General features: G+C 53.9%; 11 protein-coding genes. 1 reads left to right on the forward strand and 10 read right to left on the reverse strand.

All coding sequences use genetic code 11. From position 1 onward, the window contains the following. Positions 1-1,447 (reverse strand): IMP dehydrogenase (guaB, locus tag FDW87_RS01350; RefSeq protein ID WP_137379394.1); only part of this gene is annotated, 1,447 nt, incomplete at its 3' end. Between the two features lie 160 nt (positions 1,448-1,607). On the opposite strand from guaB, the gene xseA reads away from it, so the two are divergent. Beyond that, positions 1,608-2,981, forward strand: coding sequence for an exodeoxyribonuclease VII large subunit (gene xseA, locus FDW87_RS01355; RefSeq protein WP_016157124.1), 1,374 nt, complete (start codon positions 1,608-1,610; stop codon positions 2,979-2,981). Here the strand turns inward: xseA and FDW87_RS01360 are convergent. From FDW87_RS01360 to FDW87_RS21455, 9 genes are all read right to left on the reverse strand, one after another. Beyond that, on the reverse strand, positions 2,978-3,193 hold the full coding sequence (locus FDW87_RS01360) for a zinc ribbon domain-containing protein (RefSeq protein WP_016157125.1): 216 nt from the start codon (positions 3,191-3,193) through the stop codon (positions 2,978-2,980). The genes xseA and FDW87_RS01360 overlap by 4 nt on opposite strands. Positions 3,194-3,244: 51 nt before the next feature. Further along, entirely contained in the window at positions 3,245-4,327 is a 1,083-nt protein-coding gene (locus FDW87_RS01365; RefSeq protein WP_137379378.1) for a Gfo/Idh/MocA family oxidoreductase, read from the reverse strand. A 63-nt stretch (positions 4,328-4,390) separates the two neighbouring features. After that, on the reverse strand, positions 4,391-5,932 hold the full coding sequence (locus FDW87_RS01370) for a peptide MFS transporter (RefSeq protein ID WP_016157127.1): 1,542 nt from the start codon (positions 5,930-5,932) through the stop codon (positions 4,391-4,393). Between the two features lie 300 nt (positions 5,933-6,232). Beyond that, positions 6,233-7,705 (reverse strand): ribosome biogenesis GTPase Der, encoded by a 1,473-nt coding sequence (der, locus tag FDW87_RS01375; RefSeq protein WP_137379379.1) that lies wholly within the window; start codon positions 7,703-7,705, stop codon positions 6,233-6,235. Between the two features lie 118 nt (positions 7,706-7,823). After that, positions 7,824-9,002, reverse strand: a complete 1,179-nt coding sequence (gene bamB / locus FDW87_RS01380) for an outer membrane protein assembly factor BamB (protein WP_016153997.1) — start codon at positions 9,000-9,002, stop codon at positions 7,824-7,826. Positions 9,003-9,012: 10 nt separating this feature from the next. After that, positions 9,013-9,633 (reverse strand): YfgM family protein, encoded by a 621-nt coding sequence (locus FDW87_RS01385; RefSeq protein ID WP_016157128.1) that lies wholly within the window; start codon positions 9,631-9,633, stop codon positions 9,013-9,015. A gap of 13 nt (positions 9,634-9,646) precedes the next feature. Next, positions 9,647-10,921 (reverse strand): histidine--tRNA ligase, encoded by a 1,275-nt coding sequence (gene hisS / locus FDW87_RS01390; protein WP_016153999.1) that lies wholly within the window; start codon positions 10,919-10,921, stop codon positions 9,647-9,649. A gap of 110 nt (positions 10,922-11,031) precedes the next feature. Beyond that, positions 11,032-12,150 (reverse strand): flavodoxin-dependent (E)-4-hydroxy-3-methylbut-2-enyl-diphosphate synthase, encoded by a 1,119-nt coding sequence (ispG, locus tag FDW87_RS01395; RefSeq protein ID WP_075847653.1) that lies wholly within the window; start codon positions 12,148-12,150, stop codon positions 11,032-11,034. 26 nt (positions 12,151-12,176) lie between these two features. Further along, positions 12,177-12,470 (reverse strand): RodZ domain-containing protein (locus FDW87_RS21455; RefSeq protein WP_252362936.1); only part of this gene is annotated, 294 nt, incomplete at its 5' end.

Raw genomic sequence — 12,470 nt, forward strand, 5'->3', positions numbered from 1 at the left:
TAGGGGACTCTTTGGTGATGGTCACATCGTGGACGTGACTTTCCTGAATACCCGCACCGCTGATACGTACAAACTCTGCTTTTGTTCGCAGCGCGTCGATAGTACCACAGCCGGTCAGACCCATACAGGAGCGCAGGCCACCCATCTGCTGGTGAATGATCTCTTTCAGGCGACCTTTATACGCAACGCGACCTTCGATACCTTCCGGGACCAGTTTGTCAGCGGCGTTATCGCTTTGGAAATAACGGTCGGAAGAACCTTTGGACATCGCGCCCAAAGAGCCCATACCACGGTATGATTTGTAAGAACGGCCCTGATACAGTTCGATTTCGCCCGGAGATTCTTCAGTCCCCGCCAGCATAGAGCCAACCATCACTGCAGAAGCACCCGCAGCGATCGCTTTTGCGATGTCGCCGGAAAAACGAATACCGCCATCGGCAATAACCGGGATACCAGTGCCTTCCAGCGCTTCAACAGCGTCAGAAACGGCGGTGATCTGCGGTACACCGACGCCGGTAACGATACGGGTAGTACAGATGGAGCCTGGGCCGATACCGACTTTAACAGCGCTGCAGCCGGCTTCCGCCAGCGCGCGAGCGCCTGCACCAGTCGCAACGTTCCCCCCGATGATCTGCAGATCCGGGTATTTAGCACGAGTTTCACGGATACGCTGCAGTACGCCTTCTGAGTGACCGTGAGAGGAGTCAATCAGCAGAACATCAACGCCAGCGGCAACCAGCGCGTCAACACGCTCTTCGTTACCCGCACCTGCGCCTACAGCAGCCCCAACGCGCAGACGACCATGCTCGTCTTTACAGGCGTTAGGTTTACGTTCCGCTTTCTGGAAATCTTTAACGGTGATCATGCCGAGCAGATGGAAGCTGTCGTCAACAACCAGCGCTTTCTCGACGCGTTTTTCGTGCATTTTGGCAAAGACAACATCGCGTGCTTCGCCTTCACGAACGGTCACCAGACGCTCTTTCGGCGTCATGTAGACGCTAACCGGCTGATTCAGATCAGTCACAAACCGTACGTCACGACCGGTGATGATGCCGACCAGTTCGTTATCTTCAGTCACTACCGGGTAGCCTGCGAAACCGTTACGCTCGGTCAGTTCTTTTACTTCGCGCAGAGTGGTGGTTGGCAGTACGGTTTGTGGGTCGGTCACGACGCCAGATTCATGTTTCTTCACGCGACGAACTTCTTCCGCCTGGCGCTCAATAGACATGTTTTTGTGGATAAAACCGATGCCGCCTTCCTGAGCCAGGGCAATTGCCAGGCGCGCTTCCGTCACGGTGTCCATTGCTGCGGAGAGCATAGGAATGTTCAGGCGAATGGTTTTCGTCAACTGGGTGCTGAGATCAGCAGTATTCGGCAGAACAGTAGAATGAGCGGGAACGAGGAGGACGTCGTCAAACGTCAGGGCTTCTTTTGCGATACGTAGCATGGGCAATATCTCACCTGGGAGGTTATTAAATATTGCCGCGGCATTATACAGAGCGTAACCGATTGCATCCACACTTTTTTGCAAAAAAACCTTGCGCTCCTCTGTGAGCATGTTACTTTCGACTGAATAACTTGCTGATTTAGAATTTGATCCCGCTCACATGTTATCCTCTCAGACCACCTCAATTTTTACCGTAAGCCGCCTGAATCAGACGGTTCGTTTGCTGCTTGAGCAGGAAATGGGACAAGTGTGGATCAGCGGTGAAATTTCGAATTTCACGCAGCCGTCCTCCGGTCACTGGTATTTCACGCTCAAAGATGACACCGCTCAGGTACGCTGCGCGATGTTTCGCAACAGCAATCGCCGGGTAACGTTCCGACCACAGCACGGTCAGCAGGTACTGGTACGCGCCAACATTACATTGTACGAGCCGCGCGGCGACTATCAGATAATTGTTGAGAGCATGCAGCCAGCGGGCGAAGGTTTGCTGCAGCAAAAATATGAGCAACTCAAGGCCAAACTGCAGGGTGAAGGGCTATTCGATCAGCAGTTCAAAAAAACGCTGCCCTCACCGGCCCACTGCGTCGGGGTAATCACCTCTAAAACCGGCGCCGCGCTGCACGATATTCTCCACGTCCTGAAGCGTCGCGACCCTTCCCTGCCCGTTATTATCTACCCGACCGCAGTCCAGGGCGATGATGCGCCAGGGCAGATCGTTCGGGCCATTGAACTGGCGAACGCGCGGGGCGAGTGCGATGTGCTGATCGTCGGGCGCGGCGGCGGCTCGCTGGAAGATTTGTGGAGCTTTAACGACGAACGTGTTGCACGGGCGATCTTTGCCAGCCGCATTCCAGTTGTCAGCGCCGTCGGCCATGAAACCGATGTCACTATTGCCGATTTTATTGCAGATTTACGGGCACCTACGCCGTCGGCGGCAGCTGAAATTGTCAGCCGTAATCAGCTTGAACTGCTGCGTCAAATACAGCATGGTCAGCAGCGTCTGGAGATGGCGATGGACTACTACCTCGCCAATCGTACTCGTCGGTTTACCCAGCTTCATCACCGCTTGCAACAGCAGCATCCGCAACTGCGTCTGGCCCGTCAACAGACCGTGCTGGAACGACTGCGTCAGAGAATGAACTTCGCACTTGAGAATAAGATTAAACAGGCAAATCAGCGTCAGCAGCGCATGCTGCAGCGTCTGAATCAGCAAAACCCGCAGCCGCGTATTTACCGTGCGCAAACACGTATTCAGCAACTGGAATACCGACTGGCGGAAAATATCCGTGCGCGTTTAAGCGAACAGCGCGAGCGTTTTGGCAACGCGGTTACCCATCTTGAGGCAGTCAGCCCACTGGCCACGCTGGCCCGCGGTTATAGCGTGACGACCGCAAAAGAGGGTGAAGTGCTGAAACAGACTAAACAGGTTACAGCAGGTGATGTGCTCACCACCCGCCTGTCTGACGGATGGGTGGAAAGCGAAGTGAGAGCTGTCACGAAGACAAAGAAAACACGCAGGAAAAAACAGGATTAAAGCGGCACAAACGCCACGCGTTTCTTCGAGATAAGGCCATGACCGTTCTGGCAGAAATAATCCACCGCGCCACAGGCTTTAAGCACCTGCAGCGGCTGATTGCACTCCGGGCAGTGCGCTTCTAACTGAATATCTTTATTACAGTTATCACAGTGCGCCATACCGTTTTGCGGCTCCAGCTCTGCATGACAATCCGGGCAAATAATAGACATAGCGACTCCAGTACAGGGATCCATTACTGCGCTGAGTTTAACACGATGCGTTTAATGCCGCCCGCGTAACTGCTGCTGTAACGTTAACAGGCGCTCCACTTCCTCCAGCCTGCGCTGCGTCGTGCGGCTCACTTCCTGTGGGCTGCGTTCAAACAGACTTTGCGCGCCCAGAATATGCTCCGCCAGACAATGGGCATATACGCTACCAGGCAGACTCCAGCGTTGTACAACATCACCGTCAATCAATTCGAGCACATCCTCGACACCACGGCGATCATGGCTAATGACACGACCATCGCGCAGACAAAGGCGCAAGCCTTTTTGTCCGCCAGCCGGCCCCGCGTATTTATTCAGCCAGATGTCCAGCGGAATGCCGCTAATCTGTCCCTGCAGATGCGCCTCTCCTTCTGCTGTGGTCAGGTCGCCCTCTACAATATTTCGTCCCAGACGGTCTTTAGCGCTCTTCACCTGCAAGGTCATACTGTCATTACCGCCCAGGTAACGCACTGTTTCACGCAGCATTGCCAGTACATGTGTGCCAATGTCCAGAATCACACCGTCCGGATGACGAAGCTCACGGGTATCCGGCTCACCGGTGGCAAAGTTAAGCGCAATGGGTTCTCCAACAGCGTTAAACCCGCTCGGTTCCTGCAAAAAACCGTCGATTTTAACAATGTGTGAAAAATGAGAGACAAGTGCCTGTTGCGGATTATCGCCCTGCCACTGCGCTCCGAGTTTGCCCAACGCCAGCTGCATTGCACCATTGCGTGCCATCCAATGGTCGAGTGCCAGCACGCGGTTGGCAGCATCCGGTTGAGTCAGCAGCGTTTTCAGTTTTTCAATTTGGGAAAGCGTGGCGACAAGAGGCTTTTCGACCACAATACGAGCGATGGGAGCCGCCAGCGCCTGTTCAAGCACATCGAGGTGATGCAGGGATGCGGTGGTAATAAACAGGGTATCAAGCGGCATTGCAAGAAGTTCAGCGAGCGACGCACAGCGTGTCACGTCTGCGGGCTGCTTTGCGGATTGAACATCAAATCCCACACAGCGTAGTGCATCACCGAACATATTACGTAATGCGGGCAAGTATGCCGTTTCAACGACTGCACCAAGCCCAACAAATCCTAACAGCATGCTCTTACCTCGTTAATTGAATAGCCGGGACATAACGTCTGCCCCGGCACAATCGAGGTGTTATCAGGCGCTAGTTGCCGGTTTAGTTTGCGTATTCTCCAGCATGCGACGAATCGGAACAATGAGGATGATCAGTACCGCAGCGCAGATCAGCAGCGCAATCGAGCAGCGTGCGAAGAGATCCGGCAGCATATCCAGTTGGTCAGCCTTCACATGACCGCCAATCAAACCTGCGGCCAGGTTGCCCAGCGCACTGGCGCAGAACCACAGGCCCATCATCTGCCCGCGCATTCTTTCCGGCGCCAGCAGCGTCATTGTCGCCAGACCGATCGGACTCAGGCACAGCTCGCCAAGCGTCAGCATCAGGATACTGCCCACCAGCCAGAATGGAGAAACGCCTGCCCCGCCGTTACTGAGAACGTTTTGCGCCGCCAGCATCATCAGACCGAAGCCTGCCGCCGCAAAGAGGATACCGATAACAAACTTGGTGATGCTACTCGGGCGAATATTCATGCTTGCCAGCTTCGGCCATGCCCAACTGAATACCGGTGCCAGCAGGATAATAAACAGCGCGTTTATCGACTGGAACCAGACCGCCGGGATTTCAAAATCACCGATCATACGGTTAGTGTAGTCGTTAGCGAACAGGTTGAACGAGGTTGGCTTCTGCTCAAACGCGGACCAGAAGAACGCGGCGGAAACCAGCAGGATAAAGCAGACCAGCAGTCTGGCGCGCTCTTTACGGTTCAGACCGGCAAAGATGAACAGGTAGATAAAGTAGAGCGCAACGGAGGCTGCAATCACGTACACCAGCATGCTGGCAACCGCGACCGGATTAATTACAATCACGCCCTGCGCTATCAGCGTAACGATAACCGCCGCACCGACGGCCAGCGCCAGCAGCCACGCGCCCACGCCGTTACGTTTCACTACCGGGCTATTCCAGGTGGAGTCGAGCCCCACTTCGCTGTCGTAGCGTTTCATCGATGGAACAGCAAATACACGGAAAATGATCAACGCCACCAACATCCCGATACCACCGATGCCAAAGCCCCAGTGCCAGCCGTGGGTTTTAATCAGCCAGCCGGAAATCAGCGGCGCGATAAACGACCCCATGTTGATGCCCATGTAGAACAGCGAGAAACCGCCGTCGCGACGCGCATCGCCTTTTTTGTACAGCGTGCCAACCATGACCGAAATACAGGTCTTAAACAGACCGGAACCGAGCACGATAAACATCAGACCAATAAAGAACAGGTTGTTCCCCATAATGGCGGAGAGCGCAATTGACAGATGGCCGAGGGCAATCAGGATGGAACCGTACCACACCGCTTTCTGTTGGCCGAGCCAGTTATCCGCCAGCCAGCCACCCGGCAGCGCAGCGAGGTACATCGTACCGGCAAAGATACCCACAATCGCCGAGGCATTTTCACGTGCCAGCCCCATGCCGCCGTCATAAACGGTAGCAGCCATAAACAGGATCAGTAACGGGCGAATGCCATAAAACGAGAAGCGCTCCCACATCTCTGTGAAGAACAGCGAGCCGAGCGGATAAGGATGGCCGAAGAAAGTTCGGCTTTCTTTTTGATTAACAGAGGATTGCATAATTCTCCCGAAAGTTATGTCGTCGTGTGTGTAAACACCGCGATGTACGCCAGCCAGTTACGTATCTGACCGATTTTTTACATGCGGCGAAAATTTATTTAACCATTTGATAACCTAAGGCTAGTTTTGTCTAGTACCAGCCCCCGGACTTTAAGACGAAAACTCGACAAATGTCTACTTTCTTAGATTTAAACTTGGTAAAAAATGAATAGTGATTGACATCGCACGGGCTGAGGCTGGCGATGGAACGTCGAAAAAAAACCCGCGACAAGCACGGGTTTTTATCAGCATCAGCAACGGTTACTTGCTTTTTTTGATGTGTTTTATCAAACGCTTACGTTTACGCATCTGCGTCGGCGTCAGCGTATTACGCTTGTTCGCAAACGGGTTTTCCCCTTCTTTGAACTGAATGCGGATCGGCGTCCCCATCACATCCAAAGACTTACGGAAATAGTTCATCAGATAGCGCTTGTAGGAATCCGGCAGGTCTTTGACCTGGTTGCCGTGAATCACCACGATTGGTGGGTTATAACCACCGGCGTGGGCATATTTCAGCTTCACACGACGACCACGCACCAGCGGCGGCTGATGATCTTCTGCCGCTATAGTCATAATGCGCGTCAGCATCGCGGTGCTGACGCGACGGGTGGAGCTGTCATACGCTTCGCGGACCGATTCAAACAGATTACCCACGCCGCTGCCGTGCAGCGCAGAGATGAAGTGTACACGCGCAAAATCAATAAAGCCCAGACGGAAGTCCAAAGTCTCTTTGACCTGCTCTTTCACTTCCTGCGTCAGGCCATCCCACTTGTTGACCACAATAACAAGTGAACGCCCACTATTGAGGATAAAGCCCAGCAGCGACAGGTCCTGATCGGAAATACCTTCGCGCGCGTCAATCACCAGCATCACCACGTTGGCATCTTCAATCGCCTGCAGCGTTTTGATAACTGAGAATTTTTCTACTGCTTCGGTAATTTTGCCGCGCTTACGCACGCCCGCGGTATCAATGAGCACATATTCGCGCTCATCGCGTTGCATCGGGATATAAATACTGTCACGCGTGGTCCCCGGCATGTCGTAAACCACTACGCGTTCTTCGCCGAGAATACGGTTAGTAAGCGTGGACTTACCTACGTTCGGGCGACCAACAATCGCCAGTTTGATCGGCAGATCCTGCGGATTGAAGTCATCTTCAGGCTCTTCTTCGCCGTTCTCTTCGGCTTCCAGTTGCGCCCAATATTCTGCATCTTCATCCACCTCTTCCTGAGGAGCAACGTCATCCATCCACGGCAGCAGAACATGCTCCAGCAGGCTGAGAACGCCACGACCATGGGATGCCGCGATCGGATAAATTTCACCCAGACCCAGCGAGTAGAAATCGACGACCGCCTGATCAGGATCGAGTCCGTCAGTTTTGTTGGCTACCAGGAACGTCGGTTTCTGGCGCGAACGCAGATGTTTCGCAATGGCTTCATCCGCAGGCATCAGGCCAGCACGTGCATCTACCATGAACAGCACAACGTCCGCTTCTTCGATCGCCAACAGCGACTGTTCCGCCATGCGGGTTTCTACACCGTCTTCGGTGCCATCAATACCGCCGGTATCAATACAGATAAACTCGCGGCCTTCAATTTCCGCACGACCGTACTTACGGTCACGAGTCAGACCCGGGAAATCCGCAACCAGCGCATCTCGGGTGCGAGTTAGACGGTTAAATAACGTGGATTTGCCAACGTTAGGGCGCCCGACAAGCGCGACCACAGGTACCATGTTTAAAGCCTCATTTAATAAATCATCAGACAACGGGCACATTTTTTGCGCCGTTGTTAAAAACAGTAAAACGGCCCCTGCACCAGGAGCCGTTTTTCAAAGCGAGCGGCCGGGACGATTAACGCGTAATAGAGTACAGCGTACCGTCTTTCGCCTGGATCAGCAGTTTACCATCAGCAGAGACCGGCTCGGTCAGGAAACCAGAGCTGTCAACTTTCTGCTGGGCGACAAAGCGGCCATCGTCAACGTTAATCCAGTGCAGGTAGCCTTCGCTATCACCCACGACCAGATTGCCGTTATACAATACCGGGGACGTCAGCAGACGGTGCAGCAGATCGCTTTGCGTCCACAGCGTCACACCGCCGTCGGTGGTCAGCGCCAGTACACGATCGTTCTGGTCTACCAGGTAGATACGGTTACCGTCGACGATGAAATCATTCACTGAGCCCAGTTCACGTTTCCACATGATCTGACCGCTGCGCAGATCCAGCGCCGTCAGGTTACCATTATAAGCCAGCGCGTAGACAACGCCATTGACGATAACAGGCGTGGTATCAACGTCGCTCAGACGATCGATTTCCGTTGGACCTGTCGCCTGAGAAATACGCTGCTGCCAAATCATCTGGCCCTGCTGCATCAGCACGGCGCTTACGCGGCCGTTATCACCGCCAACGATAGCTGCGCCAAAGGCGGTCGCTGGGGCAGATTCGCCGCGCAGAGACAGAGAAGGCATGTCGAGGTTAACGGTCCATTTGATAGCGCCGTCAGCTTCGTTCAAGGCCTGCAACTGACCGTTACTGGTGTGGATTAATACCACGCCATCGCTCACAACAGGACGAGACAGCGCTTCACCGGCAACTTTCGTCTGCCATGCGGTGGTACCATCGCTGGTGTTCAGCGCATAAACCTGCGCTTTTTCGCTGCCAATGTAAACATGGCCACCGGACACGGTTACACCGCCAGAAAGCTGTGCAGATGCGCGGGAGAACCAGCCGTCTTTCTCACCCAGATTAACAGACCAGACTTCTTTGCCGTCGTCCGCATTCAACGCCTTAACGACGCCAGCGCGATCGGCTGCATAGACAACGTTATCCGCCAGCGCAGGATGAAGATTGGAATAGAAATCACCAATACCGTTACCTACAGAGGTGCTCCAGTCCGTAGACGGAGTAAACTGGTTTTCAACCACCGGTAATGGGGACATCTTAACGACATCTTCTTCGCCACTAAACAGTGAACAGCCGCTCAATAGGGTAACGGAAAGCAGCCCTGGCAGAAGTAATTTACGCAATTGCATCGGGTCCCTCTCAGATGGACAAATTATTGATTTTCATCTGCATCATTTCGCTCAGAGCAGGAGAGGCATCGCTTTTCACGCCCGCTTCCCATGCGCTACGCGCACCTTGTTTGTCGCCTTTGCTCAGCAATGCTTCACCGCGCAGGTCGGCAACAATGGCCGTCCACCCTTCACCTTTAATGGTGTCGAGTGTTTTCAGCGCGGTATCAGCCTGTTTAAGCTGAACCTGAACACGAGCCAGACGCAGGTTAATCACCGCTTTGAGATTCTCATCGCTGGTCGCTGCTAAGCCTTGTTGCAGCTGGCTTGCTGCTTTCTCAAGTTCATTTTGGTCAACAAACTGCTGCGCCAGTTCCAGTGAAGCTAACGCGCCGTAGGTATTTTTGTTTTCTGCGGCAAATTTCTCTGCAGCAGGAAGGCTATCCGGTTTACCCGCGCTAACCGCAGTCACCGTATTTTGATATGCCAGAGAAGCAGAGCGTGCGGACTCAGTCTGATGGCTGGTCCAGTAACGCCAGCCAACCAGCGCGCCAACCCCTAAAATGACCCCAACAGCCAGCGCTTTGCCGTTTTCAGCAAAGAAGCGTTTTACTGCATCAATCTGGTCGTTTTCGTTCTCGTAAATTTCCACGCTGTCCTTCTCCTTAGCCCAGTAGAGTGCGCAAATGCGCGGCAACGCTATCCTGCGCTACTGCCGTTTGCTCACCAGAGCGCAAATCCTTCACTACAACAGTACCGTCAGCCACTTCGGACTCGCCCAGTACCAGTGCAACGCGGGCGCCCCACTTGTCGGCGCGGGCGAACTGTTTCTTAAAGTTGCCGCCACCGTGGTTTGTCATCAGTTTCACACCAGGAACTTCATCGCGCAGACGTTCTGCAAGCCGCATTGCCACCGACTGCGTGTCCGCCCCCGAAGCGACCAGGTATATATCGACAACAGGATCTGCGTTAAATTCCGGATTAACTGCCTGAACTAACAAAACAAGTCGTTCCAGACCCATGGCAAAGCCCACGGCCGGCGTTGCGCGACCGCCAAGTTGCTCTACCAGACCGTCGTAACGCCCACCGGCACACACGGTACCCTGAGAGCCCAGGCTGCTGGTGACCCACTCAAATACGGTGCGGTTGTAATAATCAAGACCACGAACCAGACGCTGATTGACGGTGTAGGCAATACCTGCGGACTCCAGCAGTTTGCACAGGCCCGCAAAGTGCTCGCGAGAGTCGTCATCAAGATAGTCGCCCAGCGCAGGTGCGTCGTTGAGCAGCGCCTGTACTTCCGGGTTTTTGGAGTCGAGAACGCGCAACGGGTTAGTGTACATACGGCGCTTGCAATCTTCGTCCAGTTTCTCTTTGTGCTGTTCCAGGTAGGCGACCAGCGCATCACGGTAGTTAGCGCGGGCTTCAAGCGAACCAATTGAGTTCAGCTCAAGGCTGACATGCTGAGAAATACCCAGCGCGCGCCACCAGCGAGCGGTCAGCATAATCAGTTCAGCATCGATGTCCGGGCCTTGCAGGCCAAACACTTCGACACCCAGCTGATGGAATTGACGATAGCGCCCTTTTTGCGGACGTTCGTGGCGGAACATCGGCCCGATATACCACAGACGCTGTTCCTGATTGTACAGGAGACCATGTTCGATGCCGGCGCGTACGCAGCCCGCAGTCCCTTCAGGACGCAACGTCAGGCTGTCGCCATTACGGTCCTCAAAGGTATACATCTCTTTTTCAACCACGTCAGTGACTTCACCGATCGCGCGTTTGAATAACGGGGTCTGCTCTACAATCGGCAAGCGGATTTCACTGTAACCGTAGCTGCCGAGCACGTTTTTGAGAGTGCCTTCAATGCGCTGCCAGATGGCGGTTTCGCCAGGCAGATAATCGTTCATGCCGCGAATGGCTTGAATGTTTTTTGCCACGTTTATTCTCTTTATGAATATAAAAATGAACCCTCAGCGCTAACCCGAACAATGCGGGCGCCATGCGGGTTCAATCATACACGGGAAGCACGCCGCTTCCCATCACGTTGTTATTTTTCAAGCTGCTGCACGTCAATACGACGCGCTTCGTCCAGGATACTCGCTTTGGCGCGAATGCGGGCTTCAAGCTGCGTAATCATATCGTCGTTATCGAGTCGATCCTTACGCACGCCGTCTTCATACAGACCGCTTTTCTTGTTACCGCCCGTCACGCCCAGCGTAGAAACCAGCGCTTCGCCAGGACCGTTCACCACACAGCCGATGATCGAAACATCCATTGGCGTAATGATATCTTCCAGACGTTGTTCCAGCGCGTTCACCGTACCGATAACGTCGAACTCCTGACGCGAGCAGGTTGGGCAGGCGATAAAGTTGATCCCGCGCGCACGAATGCGCAGCGATTTCAGGATATCGAAGCCAACTTTGATCTCTTCCACCGGATCCGCTGCCAGAGAGACACGCAGCGTATCGCCGATCCCTTCGGACAACAGCAATCCTAAACCGATCGCTGATTTTACCGCCCCGCTGCGTGCGCCACCGGCTTCGGTGATCCCCAAATGCAGCGGTTGATCGATCTTTTTCGCCAGCAGGCGATAGGATTCAACAGCGAGGAAAACGTCAGACGCTTTAACGCTGACTTTGAATTGATCGAAGTTCAGACGATCGAGGTGATCCACATGGCGCATAGCGGATTCCAGCAGCGCCTGCGGCGTCGGTTCACCGTATTTTTCCTGCAGATCTTTTTCCAGCGATCCGGCGTTGACGCCGATACGGATAGGAATATTTTTATCACGAGCGCAGTCCACTACCATGCGAATACGCTCTTCATTACCGATATTGCCTGGGTTGATACGCAGGCAATCGACGCCGTATTCCGCCACCTTCAGCGCGATACGATAGTCGAAGTGAATATCGGCAACCAGCGGGACATTAACCTGCTGTTTGATAAGCTTGAACGCTTCTGCGGCATCCATTGTCGGTACAGAGACACGAACAATATCTGCGCCGACGCGTTCCAGCGCTTTGATCTGATTAACCGTCGCTTCCACATCTGTGGTACGCGTATTGGTCATAGACTGTACGGCGATGGGCGCGCCATCGCCGATCGGCACGTTCCCAACGTAAATGCGTGTTGATTTTCTACGTTGAATTGGAGCCTGGTTATGCATTAAAAAATCTCCCGCATTGCCGTCTGTTACTGAGCCGGTGATTGTTCGGCATTAACGGTCAGACGCGCAACCTGGTTAGTTCTGATAAAACGACTCAGATCGACAGGTTTACCCTGGAACTGAATCTGCACTGCCGCCGGAGCGCCAATTTTCAGTTTGTACGGCGCCTGACCCGTCAGATTCAGATTGCCGTCCTTACGCTGCATACCACTGAACAGTTTTTTTCCGGTCGCATCGGTCACTTCCAGCCAGCAATCGGCGGTAAAGTTCATTACCAGTGCGTTAGGATCGGCGGCTGGGGTAGTGACACCCGCCTGGTC

It is taken from the genome of Citrobacter sp. wls826 (genome assembly GCF_005281245.1).
Taxonomy (GTDB): domain Bacteria; phylum Pseudomonadota; class Gammaproteobacteria; order Enterobacterales; family Enterobacteriaceae; genus Citrobacter; species Citrobacter braakii.